Origin of the sequence: Niabella digestorum (genome assembly GCF_036409055.1) — a bacterium.
Taxonomy (GTDB): domain Bacteria; phylum Bacteroidota; class Bacteroidia; order Chitinophagales; family Chitinophagaceae; genus Niabella; species Niabella composti.
The window spans coordinates 533,684-550,582 of the sequence record NZ_JAZGLY010000002.1 but is presented as its reverse complement, the minus strand read 5'-3'; the positions used below and the strand labels follow the sequence as shown (position 1 = coordinate 550,582).

Sequence of the window (16,899 nt, the reverse complement as noted above, 5' to 3'; positions counted from 1 at the left end):
AATTAAAACCCACCAAGGGAAAAATATTATTATGGCAAAAGTAAAAGTCGGTCTGGTACAGATGAGCTGTACCGCAGATAAGCAGGCAAATCTGAATAAAGCTATTGAAAAAATAAAAGAAGCTGCTTCCAAAGGGGCGCAAATTGTATGCCTACAGGAGCTTTTTACTTCTTTATATTTCTGCGATGTAGAAGATTATGAGAATTTCAAATTGGCCGAGCCTATTCCCGGCCCCTCTACTGAAACATTGCAGCAAGTAGCCAAAGAATTGGGTGTTGTAATCATTGCCTCTCTTTTCGAAAAAAGAACAGAAGGTATATACCACAACACCACGGCCGTGCTGGATGCAGATGGAAGCTACCTTGGAAAATACCGCAAAATGCACATCCCGGATGATCCGGCTTATTACGAAAAATTCTACTTTACCCCGGGCGACCTGGGTTATAAAGTTTTCAAAACCCAATTTGCTACCATCGGCGTATTAATATGCTGGGATCAGTGGTATCCAGAAGCAGCAAGAATCACAGCGCTCATGGGTGCCCAAATTCTGTTCTACCCGACTGCTATTGGTTGGGCTGCCGAACAGGATGAAGAAACCAACAAAGACCAGTACAATGCTTGGCAAACTATTCAGCGGGGTCATGCCGTAGCAAATGGTATTCCTGTGGTAAGTGTAAACCGCGTAGGCTATGAGCAGAACGGCGCCATGAAGTTCTGGGGTGGAAGCTTTGTAGCCAATGGGCAGGGTAAATTGCTTTATTTGGCATCTCACGACCAAGAAGAAACTGAAGTTGTAGAATTGGATCTGAGGGAAGCAGACAGCTTTAGAGTGCATTGGCCATTCCTCCGAGACAGAAGAATCGACTCTTATCATCCCATTACCAAGAGATTTCTTGATGAGGAATAATCTTACCGGAAAATACTAATGCTATAAAGAATAGAATGTAAGCCACGCAGTGTGCAAGATTGGATACTGTTTTGATAATAGTATGCCCAATCCTAAAGCTCCTGCAAAACTGGCCTATAACTTTAAAGCGCTATTGAAAACATCAGACAATTAAACGTATTAAATAAATGAATTCAAACAATTCCGAACTGCAGCCCTCCACGGAAGCAACATTTGTTCCCAAACAACTGGGATATTTCTTCCCTGCCGAATGGCATCCGCACGAAGCGACCTGGCTAAGCTGGCCTCATAAAGAAGCTTCTTGGCCCGGTAAGATTCATACTATTTATCCTTACTATGCGCATTTTGTAAAAGAACTGGCGAAAAGCGAAATCGTAAGGATCAATGTGGCCGATGAAGCAATGAAGAATTTTGCCATTAGGCATTTGCAAAAGCAGGAAGTAGATTTGAACAAGGTTGAATTTTATTATCATCCTACCAATGATGCGTGGTGCAGGGATCATGGTCCGGCTTTTCTTATTAATCCCGCTGCAGCAGGTTCTAAAAAAATTATTGTAGACTGGGGATATAACGCCTGGGGGGACAAATATCCTCCCTATGATTTGGACGATGATATTCCTACAAAGATTGCACGTCACTTCAAATTGCCGGTAGTATATCCCGGTATCGTAATGGAAGGTGGTTCCGTAGAATTTAACGGGAAAGGTACCGTTCTTACTTCTACCTGTTGCTTACTGAACGAAAATCGCAATCCGCATCTGAATCAGGAGCAGATTGAAAATTATCTGTATAACTATTATGGTGCTGAACAGGTATTATGGGTAGATGAAGGTATTGTGGGAGATGATACCGACGGACACATTGATGATACTATCCGATTCGTGAATGAGGATACCGTACTCACTGTGGTGGAGGAAAACAAAAACGATGAAAACTATGAGCTGCTTCAAAACAATCTGAAAAAGCTAAAGCAAATGCGGCTGCTCAATGGGAAGCAACTCAACATTATAGAACTTCCTATGCCTGATCCCGTGATTTATGAAGACCAACGATTACCGGCATCTTATGCCAATTTTTATATATGCAATAGATCGGTAATCGTGCCCACCTATCGTTGTAAAAACGACGAAAAGGCATTGAGAATTATACAGGAGCAGTTCAAGGATAGAACTGTTGTAGGCATTGACTCTACTGAAATTATATGGGGTCTGGGAAGTTTCCACTGCCTTAGCCAACAGGAACCTGCTGTATAAAGATCTATATTATTTAAAGCGAATTCAAAGAGGGTCTTACAGATATTTTGCGGTATGACTCTCTTTTACTTTTTTAATATCTGCAGGTTTTCCGGCAAACACTACTGCTCCCCCACCGTCTCCGGCTTCAGGGCCCAGGTCAATTAACCAGTCTGCGCTCTTAATCACATCCGTATTATGCTCAATTACAATAATGGAATGCCCCTGTTCTATGAGTGCATCAAATGAAGCCAGCAGTTTTTTAATATCATGAAAATGCAGGCCTGTAGTAGGCTCGTCGAAGATGAATAATATTTTGTTACTATTTCTACCCTTTCCTAAAAAAGAAGCCAGCTTCACACGTTGCGCTTCGCCACCTGAGAGCGTATCAGAGGATTGACCCAACTTAATATATCCTAAACCCACATCGCTTAAAGGCTGAATAGCTTTAGCAATTGCATCAGATATCGGTGCGAAAAATTCGATAGCCTCATCTACACTCATCTCCAAAACATCGTGAATATTCTTTCCGTTAACCTGTACTTCCAGTACTTCGTCCTTAAAACGTTTACCCCCGCAACTTTCGCATACCAGATGTACATCTGCCAAGAATTGCATTTCAATAACCTGCTCACCCTCGCCTTTACAAGTATCGCATCTACCTCCATCTACATTAAATGAAAAATGCTTAGGCTGAAAACCCCGCATCTTACTTAATGGCTGTTTTGCAAAAAGATCGCGTATTTCATCATAGGCCTTGATGTAAGTAACCGGATTACTACGTGAGGACTTACCGATAGGATTCTGATCTATCAGTTCTATTTGTTGTATACTATCTACATCTCCTTTAATAGCCTTGTGAAATCCTACTTTCTCTCCTGTAAACTCTCCTTTAATTTTTTGTAGCGCAGGATAGAGTATTTGTTTAACCAATGTCGTTTTACCACTGCCGCTTACTCCGCTCACTACACATAATACATTCAGCGGAAATTCGACGGTAATATCTTTCAAATTATTGTGGCGTGCACCTTCTACAATAATAGACTGCGTCCATTTTCTTACCGTTTTAGGCGGTACAATTGATAGTGCCCCGCTGAGATATTTACCTGTGAGACTTTGAGGATTTTTGATGAGGGTTTTATAATCGCCTTCCGCCACTACTTCTCCTCCTAAGTGCGAAGCCAAAGGCCCCATATCAATAATATGATCGGCTTGCCTCATCATCATTTCATCGTGTTCCACCACTACAACGGTATTGTTCAGATCCCGCAGTTCCTTTAAAACTTTTATCAGGTTATCCGTGTCTCTCGAATGCAGGCCAATGGAAGGCTCATCCAAAATGTAAAGCGAGTCGGTAAGATTGCTTCCCAAACTACGTGTTAATTGAATACGCTGACTTTCGCCGCCACTCAACGTGTTAGCCACACGATTCATTGTCAGATATCCCAATCCCACTTTAATGAGCGTATCGAGCCTACTATGTATTTCAATTAAAATACGCTTGGCGACTTCCTGCTTATGTGCCGACAATTTTAATTTATCGAACCACGTCTTCAAATCTTTTGCAGGCATTTCGCAAAGCTCACCTATATGCTTACCTCCAACTTTTACATACAAAGCTTCCTTACGAAGGCGATAGCCATTACAATCGGGACAGGTAGTTCTTCCACGATAACGACTCAGCAATACGCGGTACTGCACCTTGTAAAGATTTTGTTCTACTTCTTTGAAGAAATCATTAATACCGCCGGGCGTCTTCCATAAATAATTATACTGCTCTTTAGTTAAGTCGGCAATGGGTTTATGAATCGGAAAACCATCCTTAGAAGCATGTCTAATGAAATAGTCTTTCCATTTACCCAGTTTCTCGCCTTTCCATGGTGCTACGGCTCCTTCAAACACACTTAGCCTTTTATCGGGAATAACCAAATCTTCATCAATGCCCAATACTAGACTGAATCCTTCGCAGGTAGGACATGCACCTAATGGATTATTGAAGGAAAATAAGTTCGGTTGCGGCTCTTCAAATACCATCCCGTCTAGCTCGAATCGATTATTAAAATGTAGCAGTTTTTTCTTTCCTTTTTGAGGAATTACTTCGGCATATACATCGCCTTCGCCCTCATAAAAAGCAGTACCAACAGAGTCACTCAGACGATGCAAATCATCTTCGTCAAAATCTTTTACTACTAGACGATCTATCAGTATATATACTCGATTACCCTGTTTTGATTTAGCAGCGGGCACTTCTTTCCTCAATGCAGCATCATCCAATTCCAACAACTCTTCAATTCGTTTCACCGCCATACCTTCTTCACCTTCCTCATCCACTGCAATGCGGCTGAAACCTTTCTGCATTAAAATATTTAACTCTTCCCTTACTTCTCTGTTTTGATGTTGTTTAAATTTTACTAGGATAAATACTTTATCCCCCTGATTTAATTTTTTCAGTGCCTCTATTACATCGCCAATATCATCCTTGCGAACTTCCTGTCCCGATATTGGAGAAATAGTGGAGCCCACCCGGGCAAACAACAACCGCAAATAATCGTAAATCTCCGTCATCGTCCCTACAGTACTACGCGGTGTACGGGTAATTACTTTTTGCTCGATAGCAATTGCCGGACACAAACCTTTGATGTAATCCACATCGGGCTTGTTCATTCTGTTTAAAAACTGACGAGCATAGGCACTTAAACTCTCTGCATACTTGCGCTGCCCTTCTGCATAGAGGGTGTCAATGGTTAGAGAGGACTTTCCGGAGCCGGATACACCTGTTACTACTATTAATTTATTTCGCGGAAAACTTACAGTAACGTTTTTGAGGTTATGGACCCGTGCTCCTTTTACTATAATATCGCCTTCTTTTTTTACCTTGTTCAATTCCATTAATTAATGCTGATATAATCGCCGAGGTAACAAAAGTAGCTTCAAATTTGCTTGTTCTGAACGTTATTGTGCTGTAATTTTTCTATTTTCGCAGCATTCACCCCTGTGGTGGAACAGAGCTAAAATAGTATATGATAATCAATTATTTATAATTCATATCGGTTAATTTTAACAAAATTTTTAACAGTTTTGGGGATTTTTTTTAGTGTTTTGCAGAAGCTTAGAGTAAAATTTTCTTAACCGAAATTAAAGTAAAGAACATTTAACCTGGTATTCTCTTAAGTAATGACAGCGTATATCAAAAAAAGCGATAACGAGCTAATACATCTATTCGCAAACGGTCATGAATCAGCCCTTGATTCATTGCTGGAGAGATATAAGGACAAATTGTTCAATGCTATCCTGTACATCGTAAAAGACAAATACCACGCCGAAGACATTTCTCAGGATGTGTTTATAAAAATTATTGAAACCCTCAAAAACGGAAAATATAAAGAGGAAGGAAAATTTTTACCTTGGGCTATGCGCATTGCCCACAATCTTTGCGTAGACTATTTTAGAAAATTGAAGCGTTTCCCCTTTGCCAAAAGCAGTACAGATAATGAAATTTTGGACACCCTGAACTGTCCTGATCAAAATGTAGAAGATAAAATTATCAAAGCTCAAAGTGTAGGGAAAGCCAAGGATTTATTGGAAAAATTACCCGAAGAACAACGAGAGGTGATCATTCTGAGACATTTTGCCAATCTAAGCTTTAAGGAAATAGCAGAAATTACCGGATGCAGCATCAATACCGCTTTAGGAAGAATGAGGTATGGACTCATCAATCTTCGAAAATTAATGATAGGTAAATAATTTCATCAACCTACCGGAATTAACAGAACTTATACAATATCCCGACTAAGGAATCGTTATTATTGCGACAAAGATATTGTCATCTTGTATTTCCGTTGGGACTAAGATATTCGATTTACCTTTTCCGAATATTCTTGCCGAATACCAATCGGTTAATACAGGGTGACGACTAGATTACACCGCTTCTCATTAAGGAAGCGGTTTTTTAATACATAATAAGTCTGCATGGTATGCGCATGTGTTGTGCAGGTCTTTCCTCCTCAAGTTCTTTATCGTTGTGCTCAATATTTTCAAAAATCAATTCTGCAGCCTTTTCGCCCATTCTAAAAGAATTTTCATCAATAGCAGCAATGGGCTTGTAATCGAGATATTGTATTAGTGGAAGGTTTCCAAACCCAACAACCTCGGTTTTTTCCAGCTGCTGGGAAAACTCCTGTTTAAGAATTTTGATGACATCCAGGCTAATATAATTTTTAAAAGTAAAAAAAGCGGTAGGCGGATTGTCCAATTGCATCAATCTTCTCACAGCAGCATAAGTCTGTTCTGGCGAAAGATCTACTTCTTCTACTAAAGCAGGATCAAAAGACACTTTATATTTCATCAAAGCATCCAAATAACCGTTGTATCGTTGTATGCTAGTCTTTAAAAATGAAGGCCCCATCAAATGAGCAATACGCTTATGCCCGCGCTTTAACAAATATTCCACAGCTTTTTTCGCACCTCCAACATTGTCGGTAGAAACATAATCATACTCTTGTTCCGAAAAATAACGAGCAAAAAATACAAAAGGGATCCCCGCATAAGCTAGTCGTTGGAACCGCTCTACATTTTTTGTGTTTTTTGAAACGGTAATAATGGCCCCATCCACACGATTTTTAATCATGTTTTCTATCAGCTTTTCCTCAATGTCGGCATCCTCATGTGTCTGCGAAACGATTACATTATAGTTTTTTTTGCTGGCAACTTTCTCAATTCCATTTACCGCAAGCACATAAAACTGATCAAGTAGATCAGGTACAATAACTCCTAAGGTATACGACTTGCTCTGTTTAAAGTGCCTAGCTGCCTCATTAGGAATATAATTCCACTCCTTGGCAAGCTTTTTTACACGCTCTTTGGTTAAGGCACTTATCAACGGATTATCATTAAGCGCCTTAGAAACCGTTGATACAGACATATTTAGCCGCTTGGCTATGTCTTTAATTGTAACTCCTTTTTTCACATTTGAAATATAATCATTTTTTCGACACGATACTATATTCCGAATAAATAAAAAAGCACACTACTTACCACTACTCTACACCGCATACTTAGACGTTACCAACGCAAAAAGGTTGATGCACACTTGAAAAATGCCTTAAGAAGAAATTTTACAAACAATTTCAAACGTTGTAACAGACTTTTTTGCGCCAAGCATTTTTAATGAGTGATTGTATTCTCTATTTTTACAGTGAATGATTGCTTAGACGAAATTATTGCTGTGCTATAATGAAAAGTATTAACCTAAAAAGTTAATACCATGCCAGAGGGACTGAGAAGCTGCTTATTTGCATTATAAAAACTGCAATTCCATTTAGAAGTATTGTATTGCCATAGCTATAACTCATAACATCTATGACTAGTTATTCCTTTAAAACAAAACAAAAGTACCTTGTACTACTTGCATTGTGCAATCTTGCAATATACATCGCTATTGCCCAAACCCCGCAAAACAAAAATGACGATGTAATAAATGCCACTTATCAAAGATCATTTAATGAAGACAGTATTGTGTTGCTGCATAAAGAAATGCCTAAAGAGCGCCTACTGCAGGCGACAGCAACTGTGTATACGCCTCAACTAATCACTACCCCAGCCCCCTCCTTCCTTCAGGCATTACCGGGAAGGTTATCAGGACTATACACCAGACAACGTAGTGGATTTCAAGATACAGACAATCCCACCGGTATCATTGATTTTAAAATTAGGGGACAAATACCGATAATATTGGTGGATGGTGTGCCTAGAGATTTTGCATCCATAGATCCCGAGTCGATCGAAGCTATCACCATTTTAAAAGATGCTCCCGCAACCGTAATGTATGGACAACGTTCTTCCAAAAACATTATTCTGGTTACAACCAAGCGCCCCACGACCCAGCCTTTCCAGATGTCCGTTACGGCCCAAAGGGGTATTCAGGATTTTCTAACCAGGTCCAAGCCCTTGTCTGCTGCGGATTACGCAATACTCTACAATGAAGCCCGCAACAACGATGGACAGCTACCTGTATATTCTGCCAGTGATATTCTAGCTTACCAAAACGGCTCTGATCCACTTTTTCATCCAGACAATGATTATAAAAAATATTTCCTCAATAAAAACGCCGCGCTGGACAGATACAATGTGAATATTCAAAGCGGCAACCAGATAGCAGCTTTTTACGTTGCATTGGATTATCAGAGAGAGGGAGGCTTTTTCAATACTGCTGATATCAATTCCTACAATACTAACACAGGTACAGATCGATACATTGTACGTTCCAACGTGAAAGTACAATTAAATAAATCTTTGAATGTAGGATTAAATATTTTTGGTCGTATACAAAACGCCAATCAACCCGGCGCTACTACAACCAATGTCTTCAATGCCATTACATTTACCCCGGCCAATGCTTACAGCATTTTCAATCCAGATGGATCATTAGGGGGCAATGACAACTTCTCCAATAATATTTATGGAATGCTAAATCATTCTGGCTATTACAAGTCCACACTCCGTGATTTATCCAGTGATATAGAAATCACTCAAAAGTTAGATGCTTGGCTGAAAGGGCTGTGGATTAAAGGAAATTTATCTTACAATAATACTGTCGATCAAACTGTAAACCGCTCTAAGAACTTTGCTACATACAGATTAAGTATTGCATCTGGGGCACCGGTATATACCCAAATCGGTACGAATACCAATCAGCCCAATACCCTGTCGGTTGATACACGCCGCACCTATACTTATAGCAAATTAAGTATGGGATACGACAAAACGAATGGCCGTAATGCCTGGAACGCTTTATTATTGGCAGACCATCAGGCAACTACTATCAATTTGCAATTACCGGCAACCTATACCAATATTGCTGCCAACCTAGCCTACAGCTTTGACAAAAAATATTTTGCAGAAGCTTCAGTAAGTTATGGAGGACATAATCGCTATAAGCCCAGAAAGAGATTTGGGCTGTTCTATGCTGGAGCATTAGGATGGGATCTTAGCAAAGAAGCATTTTTATCCGATGCAGAGTGGATTACCCAATTAAAACCACGTATCAGCTATGGCCTTACAGGGAATGCTAATGTAGGATATTACGTATATGATCAGTATTATAATTATTGGGGCTCAACTGCCGCATATTACTTTGGAGCTACACCTGCATTAGCAAGAGGCTTTTCAGAGCTCACACTGGCCAACCCTAATGCAACTTGGGAAAAAGCTCATAAGCTGAACGTAGGATTAGATGCCATCTTCTTCAAAAACAAACTCCAACTCACAACAGAATACTTTAACGATACCTATTTCGATTTAATGCAGATACGTGGCAATTCTATTAGTCTATTGGGTCAAAGTTATCCTCAAGAGAATATCGGCAAAAATCGTTATAGCGGCTTTGAAAATAGTATTACGTGGAATAGCGGTAATGAAAATGCAGGTTATTTCATTACCGGTAATATATCTATCCTAAAATCTAAAGTACTCTTCATGGATGAGGTACTTCGTCCGTACGACTATTTAAAACGTACAGGACTGCCTGTAGGACAACCATTCGGATATATAGCAGAAGGATTCTATCAATCACAGGAAGAAATCGACAACGGGCCAATAGTAGATGGCTATCTTCCTAAGCCAGGTGACATAAAGTATAAAGATCTTAATAACGATGGTTATATTGACCAATTTGATGAAACTGCTATCGGTACAAAAAAACCATTACTATATTATGGAGCAACTGCAGGCTTCAATTATAAAGGATTTAATCTGAGCATATCCATACAGGGCATGGCTAACAATGAAATTGTTGTAAGCAATAGCTATAATTCCACAACTAGCTCATTAGAATACGAATTTCAAGGTGGCACCACTGGACAGTTATTTGAGCATCATCTAGGCAGATGGACTCCTGCTAATGCAACCTCTGCTACTTACCCTAGATTGACCCTCGGAGGCAATCCTAACAACCATAGAGCATCGACATTCTGGGTTAGAAAAATGGACTATTTGCGCATACACAATGTAGATATTGGATATGTGTTGCCTGCAAGATTAACACAGAAACTGAAACTGGATGCAGTTCGAATTTTTGTGAACGGATTTAACTTGTACTCTTTCGATTCACAGAATTATCTGGATCCTGAATCCTACAACTCCATCTTCCCTCTACGCAGAACCTACAACTTCGGTATCAACATTAAAATATAAAAATATTAAGATGATGACCAGACACATATATACGATACTCATTCTGATGGCGTTTACTTATACTTCCTGTCAGAAACTGGAAGATTGGCCGATGGAGCTCATCACAGAAGAATACCTGTGGGATGAGAAAGATTCCCTAGGCACCAATGCCAGCTATTTTTTAAACACTATATATGGTGAAATGCCCACTGGATTTAATCGAATAGGAGGCAATCTATTATGTGCTGCAACTGACGATGCAGTGCCTTCGGCTGATAATGCTACAGTTTCCAGAATCACCAACGGAGGTTATTCCCCTATCAATAATCCGGATGATAGTTGGAGCGCAAACTATGCCAGCATCAGAAAGTGCAATCTATTCTTGCAAAACTTTCCTCGAATCACTTTAAAACAAGATCTCAGGCAAGAAGGTGTTTACTGGATGGCTGAAGCCCGTTTTTTAAGAGCGCTGTTTTACTTCGAACTTGTAAAACGCTACGGAGGTGTTCCCTTGCTCGGAGATAGAGTGCTTACATTAGATGATGATCTGAGACTACCTCGCAATTCATACGAAGAATGTATCAACTATATCGTAAACGAATGTGATGTTGCGAAAGAAAATTTACGCCCCGATCCAGTTCCTAACGGAGATTTCGGACGTATTACAAAAATGGCAGCATTAACACTTAAAGCTAAAGCGCTCTTGTATGCTGCAAGCCCGCTTAATAATCCATCTAATGATAAAAATAAATGGAGATTAGCAAAAGATGCTCTTGCAGAAGCCATACAATACGGTAGCTCATCAGGATTTTCGCTAGAATCATCCTTCAGTAATGTATTTCTTACCAGAAAAAATAATGAGATAATTTTAGCATACCAACGTGCCGTAACAACTGACCTGGAGTTAAACAATGCTCCTATTGGCTATGTTAGCGGTAACACTGCAAGCCGTGGGCGCACCAGTCCTACGCAGGAGCTGGTGGATGCTTTCCCTACCATCAAAGGCCTTCCCATAACCGACGATATAAAATCTCCCATCAATCCTACTGGGTATGATCCCAATAATCCTTATGCAAATAGAGATCCACGTTTATCGCTTACAGTATTTTACAATGGAATGCCTTGGCTGAACCGTCCGGTGGAAACATTCGATGGCGGTCTTGATAGACCAGGAGGTGCGGTTGTTCAAACAAAAACAGGTTATTATATGCGCAAATTCCTGGGCAACTTCAGCTCCGGCACGGCATACTCCAACCAGACACACAATTTTCCTATTTTCAGATATGCTGATGTGCTATTAATGTTTGTCGAGGCCAAAAATGAGGTAGATGGACCCGTTGACTCTGTTTACACCTATCTAAGAGAAATAAGAAGAAGAGCAGGTATTCAGCAAGGTAGTGCCCCCAATCTATACGGAATTCCAGATGGCCTTTCTCAGGATGCCATGAGAGAACTGATTCGCAATGAACGCCGGATAGAGATGGCTTTTGAAGAACAACGTTATTGGGATTTGAGACGTTGGAAGATTGCAGAGCAAATCTTCAACAAGCCGCTGCATGGAGTGCGGATTAGCAAAGTCGGCTCAAATTTTACTTATAATATCGAAACACTGGCGATACCATTTCAGTTTATTGCTCCACGCATGTATCGCTACCCAATACCTTTCAGTGAAATTTCCAAGAACCCTAATCTGACACAAAACGAAGATTACTTAACCGTTCATTAAGGGCTAAACTAAAAATTATGAAGCATTTATTAAAAGCCATACTGATTGTTTGCGTTTCACTTCCATGTGCAGTATATGCACAAACTATTCAAGGTGTTGTAAGAGGGGAGGATGGACCTATTGTAGGAGCAAGTGTACAGGAAAAAGACGTATCTACTAATGGCGTTATCACTGGAGCCAACGGTAGCTTTACATTAACACTGAAAGGTGTTACCAAAACAATTCTTGTTACTGCTGTAGGATACTTAGACAAAGAAATAACCATAAAGGATACTAATGCAGAACTCACCATTATAATGGAACAAAATGCGAAAGGATTGGATGATGTAATTGTAGTAGGATATGGTACTACTAAAAAAATCACTAATACCGGTGCTGTTACCTCAGTATCTGCAGCTGATGTAAGAAACATTCCTACTTCTAATATTCAAAATACATTGATAGGTCGAGCCCCTGGTTTTATTTCGCAACAAAGAACCGGGCAACCAGGTATGAGTGGTGCGGAATTTTATATACGTGGTGTAAACTCTCTCTCTGGAGAATCGCAAAAGCCGCTTATTATTGTAGATGATGTAGAGTACACATACGATCAAGTATCGCAATTGGATGTTAATGAAATTGAAAGTTTCTCCATATTGAAAGATGCTTCCACTACCGCTGTATATGGCATTAAGGGAGCAAATGGCGTATTGGTGATAACAACAAAAAGAGGGAAAATCGGTAAGCCGATGATCAACGCCAATACCGAGCATGCCATGCAAACTCCGGTCACACATCCGAAATTTCTGGATGCTTATACGGTTGCACAATTGAGAAATGAAGCCCTAAGAAACGACGGACTACCGGAAGAATTTACACAGGAAGATTTGGAACACTGGCGTTTAAAAGATGACCCTTACGGTCACCCCGATGTAGATTGGTATCATGAGGTCTTTAAAAAATACTCCTACCAAACACGCAACACAATAGATATATCTGGAGGCACACCAAAAATAAAGTACTTCATTTCTGCAGGTCATCTTTTTCAAGATGGTTATTTACGCAACTTCAGTCGTGGAGATTACGAAGCTCCTAAAAACAATTACGCTTATCAACGATTCACCTTCCGCTCTAATCTGGATATGCAAGCTACTAATACACTTAAATTAAGGTTGGATGTCACAGGGCGTACAGGAACCACTACCGAGCCGCATATCTCCACCTCTCCTCTTGCAACGGTATACAGCTACCAAAGACTCCCACCATATGCAGCGCCCCTAATAAATCCTGACGGAAGCTACCCTTGGGCTTTTAGATCAAGAAATATATATTGGGAAACCAGTCTTATTGGTCGTCTGGCGTTACAGGGATACGATAAAACTTTCCGCAATGAGCTAAACATTCTTTTCAATGCAGAGCAAAGATTAGACTTCATTACAAAAGGGCTCTCAGTAAGCTGGCGTGTTGCTTATGCCGGTGATATTAGTTACGATAGGAGTCTGTACCGTAACAATATTCCAGCTTTCTATTTTAACCCGGTTGATAGCTCTTACACCATACATAGCAATGGGCTATATCGCCTCGAGCCACTTACATTGTCCAGCTCACCACAGAATACCATATCGCGCAAAACTGTAAACACATTAGCAAAATTGAACTATGCCCGTTCGTTTGGCAAACATAATGTGAGAGGGATGTTACTATATAACCTCGATAACGTAACTCGAGGAAGCTACAACAGCGCCACAGGAGTTGCCGCCGTACAGGAATACGCTCCTGTGGTTTTACAAGGAACCACGCTGCGACTTGAATATAATTATTTGCAACGTTATCTACTTGAATTTAATGGAGCCTATAACGGATCAAGTCAGTTTGTAGGACGTCATACTAAAGGCTTCTTCCCTGCAATATCGGCAGGATGGAACATTGCCGAAGAAAATTTCTTTAAGAATATAACGTTTGTGGATATGCTTAAGATCCGAGCCTCTTGGGGTTTAACTGGTTCTGATGTTACTGCGGGAAACGTGTACAAAACAGAACAGGTATATAATCCAGGACCTAACTACAACTTTGGAGAAACATCTAATAATTTCCCATCCATACAAGAAGGAACACTAGGGAACCTGGATATTACATGGGAAAAATCAAGAAAGACTAATGTGGGTATAGATGCTCAATTATTCAATAACAAGCTATCTGTTACAGTTGACTATTTCTACGATTATCGCTATGATCAGTTATACGTGAAAGATGATGTACTTAAGATAATAGGTGTAGGATTACCCTACACCAACTCTGCCATTACAGAAAATAAAGGCTTCGATGGTCAGGTGAGTTATTACAATAGAAAAGATAAACTGTCCTATGGTGCTACTTTCACCTTCTCACGTGCCAGAAATAAGATACTTTATCAAGGCGAAGCTACTCCTCGTTATCCTCATTTGGCAAGAACAGGCCGCCCCATTGGACAAGCATTTGGCTATCATGTACTGGGATTCTTCCAGACCCAGGAAGAAGTGGATAACTATCCCCACTTAGCAGATGCAAAACCTGGAGATCTGAAATACGAAGATGTAAACGGGGATGGCGCAATAGATCAACAAGATTACGTGCCTATTGGGAAACCCAACTTACCACAAACTGTGTTAGGCACGTCACTATCCTTCGGATACGGCAACTTTAGCCTCAACATTTTGTTTCAGGGAAGTTTTGACTATAGCTATCGGATTTCCACCAATCAGGTAATCCCCTTCCAAGCTAATCTCCAAAAAGTCGTATTAGGGAGATGGACACCCGAAACAGCCGCTACTGCAACATTCCCACGTTTAAGTAGTATTTTGGCTGGCCCCAGTAGTCCTTCCAATTCATCAGATTTCTGGATGGTCACCAATGCTTATTACATACGCTTCAAAAACATAGAGCTGGGATATCAGATTCCTAAGTCCATATTAAGAAAATTCAGGATAAGCGCTGCCCGCTTATATGCGAGTGGATATAATCTTTATACCTGGGCTAACTTTAAGTTATATAACCAAGACCCTGAAATACAAAGTGGCGGAAGTGGCGCTGTATATCCTGTACAAAAAGTATATAATATAGGCTTACAAATAGGCTTCTGATAAACGAACAAGAACAGAAAAACTCAATATACACCAATGAACACAAAAATATTCATACCGATTGTTTTCGCTGTCCTACTTGCTGCATGCAATAAAGGGAATGTGTTAGATCAGGTACAAACTACCGACCTGAACGAAGCTACTACATTTTCGGACAGTGCTCGTACGCTACAATTCTTGACGCGTATTTACACCGATCTTAACCTCAGCGCTTCACCTCAGCGATTGGGCGGTAGCATTGGTATATACAGCATCGGCGATGAAGTAGAAAGCAACCTTCAAAGTGGTACAGCTTATAATATTATATTTCAGACGGGAGCTGTAAGTGCATTAAATATCCCCACCGATGCATGGGAAGTTTCTTATGCCAATATAAGACGGGTAAATGTTTACTTAAAAAACCTTCCCAACACTCCCTTATCGGCTGCACTAAAAAGAAGAACCGAAGGCGAAGCCCGCTTTATGCGAGCCTGGTATTACTTCATTATGCTAAAACATTACGGTGGAATTCCTTTAATCGGAGATGCCGTATTTACGCCTACTGATGAAATTCCGGGAAAACGAGCAACATTTGAAGAATGTGTCAACTACATAGCAAGTGAATGCGATGCAGCAGCCGCTCTGCTACCTCTCTCCTACTCAGGATTAGATTATGGTCGCATTACTAAAGGAGCTTGCCTCGCTTTAAAATCACGTCTATTGCTTTACGCGGCCAGTCCTCTCTTCAATGGAAGAACTGATGAGAATGACCATGGTGTACTGGGCTACCCTACACCTGACGCTTCCCGCTGGGAGAAAGCAGCAAGAGCCGCATTGGACGTCATCAATCTCAACCAATATAGTCTTATGGAAATAGATTCACCTCCCGGATATGGATTCCAGAAAGTTTTTGTTACTCGTAAAAATAATGAATATATACTGGCATACATGACCGGCAACAACCGCACACTGGAAAATATGTGGGATCCTGCCACTCGTGGAGGTAATGGTAGCTCGATGCCCTATCAAGAACTGGTGGATGCATTTGGCACCATTAACGGGAAACCAATCACAGAAGATTTAAAATCGCCTACTAATCCCAATGGTTATGACCCTGCCAATCCTTATATAAATCGCGACCCACGCTTAGCTTATACTATTTTATTTAATGGCGGAACACGCTTAGATGTAAACAGAACTGTTACACCAGTATATACTTATGTTGGCGCTGCACAGGATGGATTCCCCATAACAAAAACCGGATATTACCTCCGAAAAATGCTGGATGAAAATACTATCGCCAGCACAACATCATCACCTACCGAGAGATGTTTCCCCCTACTGCGTTACGCCGAAATATTACTGAACTATGCCGAAGCCAGCAATGAAATAGGAGACATTAATACCGCATACGCTCAAATTAAAGCTATTCGTAAACGTGCTGGTATTAATCCCGGAGATGACGGAAATTATGGTTTACGTCAGAACATGACAAAAGATGAAATGCGCGAAGTGATCCAAAACGAAAGACGTGTAGAACTAGCAATCGAAGAACATCGATACTGGGATGTTCGGAGATGGAAAATTGCTGAAAGAGTATCTAATAAACCATTACATGGTATGAGAATTACTAGAAACGGCGATACCTATACGTATGAAACTGTAGTCATCAGAACTCCGGTATTTGTTGCCCCTAAATGGTACTTATGGCCTATTCCACAGGGAGAAATCAATAAATCGCTGGAGCTGGAACAAAATCCAGGATGGTAAATTATTATCAACAAATTG

Annotated in this window: 9 protein-coding genes; 7 read left to right on the top strand and 2 right to left on the bottom strand. The window is 40.4% G+C overall.

Annotated elements, in window-relative coordinates; genetic code table 11:
• Nucleotides 1-31: 31 nt before the first annotated feature.
• Nucleotides 32-907, top strand: a complete 876-nt coding sequence (locus tag V2H41_RS05025) for a carbon-nitrogen hydrolase (RefSeq protein WP_330974038.1) — start codon at nt 32-34, stop codon at nt 905-907.
• A gap of 167 nt (nt 908-1,074) precedes the next feature.
• Nucleotides 1,075-2,160 carry an agmatine deiminase family protein gene (locus V2H41_RS05020; RefSeq protein ID WP_330974037.1) on the top strand — a complete coding sequence of 362 codons (1,086 nt, stop codon included), beginning with the start codon at nt 1,075-1,077 and terminating at the stop codon, nt 2,158-2,160.
• A 36-nt stretch (nt 2,161-2,196) separates the two neighbouring features.
• Here the strand turns inward: V2H41_RS05020 and uvrA are convergent, their stop codons facing one another.
• Entirely contained in the window at nt 2,197-5,028 is a 2,832-nt protein-coding gene (uvrA, locus tag V2H41_RS05015) for an excinuclease ABC subunit UvrA (protein ID WP_330974036.1), read from the bottom strand.
• A gap of 285 nt (nt 5,029-5,313) precedes the next feature.
• On the opposite strand from uvrA, the gene V2H41_RS05010 reads away from it, so the two are divergent.
• Nucleotides 5,314-5,883 carry an RNA polymerase sigma factor gene (locus tag V2H41_RS05010; RefSeq protein ID WP_330974035.1) on the top strand — a complete coding sequence of 190 codons (570 nt, stop codon included), beginning with the start codon at nt 5,314-5,316 and terminating at the stop codon, nt 5,881-5,883.
• 205 nt (nt 5,884-6,088) lie between these two features.
• Here V2H41_RS05010 and V2H41_RS05005 read toward each other — a convergent pair whose 3' ends face one another.
• Nucleotides 6,089-7,105, bottom strand: coding sequence for a LacI family DNA-binding transcriptional regulator (locus V2H41_RS05005; RefSeq protein WP_330974034.1), 1,017 nt, complete (start codon nt 7,103-7,105; stop codon nt 6,089-6,091).
• 392 nt (nt 7,106-7,497) lie between these two features.
• On the opposite strand from V2H41_RS05005, the gene V2H41_RS05000 reads away from it, so the two are divergent.
• Genes V2H41_RS05000 through V2H41_RS04985 form a run of 4 tightly spaced genes read left to right on the top strand, consistent with a single transcriptional unit; the run spans nt 7,498 to nt 16,881 of the window.
• Nucleotides 7,498-10,329 (top strand): SusC/RagA family TonB-linked outer membrane protein, encoded by a 2,832-nt coding sequence (locus V2H41_RS05000; RefSeq protein ID WP_330974033.1) that lies wholly within the window; start codon nt 7,498-7,500, stop codon nt 10,327-10,329.
• 10 nt (nt 10,330-10,339) lie between these two features.
• Nucleotides 10,340-12,034, top strand: coding sequence for a RagB/SusD family nutrient uptake outer membrane protein (locus V2H41_RS04995; RefSeq protein ID WP_330974032.1), 1,695 nt, complete (start codon nt 10,340-10,342; stop codon nt 12,032-12,034).
• Between the two features lie 17 nt (nt 12,035-12,051).
• Nucleotides 12,052-15,132 (top strand): SusC/RagA family TonB-linked outer membrane protein, encoded by a 3,081-nt coding sequence (locus V2H41_RS04990; RefSeq protein WP_330974031.1) that lies wholly within the window; start codon nt 12,052-12,054, stop codon nt 15,130-15,132.
• Nucleotides 15,133-15,168: 36 nt separating this feature from the next.
• Nucleotides 15,169-16,881, top strand: a complete 1,713-nt coding sequence (locus tag V2H41_RS04985) for a RagB/SusD family nutrient uptake outer membrane protein (RefSeq protein ID WP_330974030.1) — start codon at nt 15,169-15,171, stop codon at nt 16,879-16,881.
• Nucleotides 16,882-16,899: the final 18 nt, after the last annotated feature.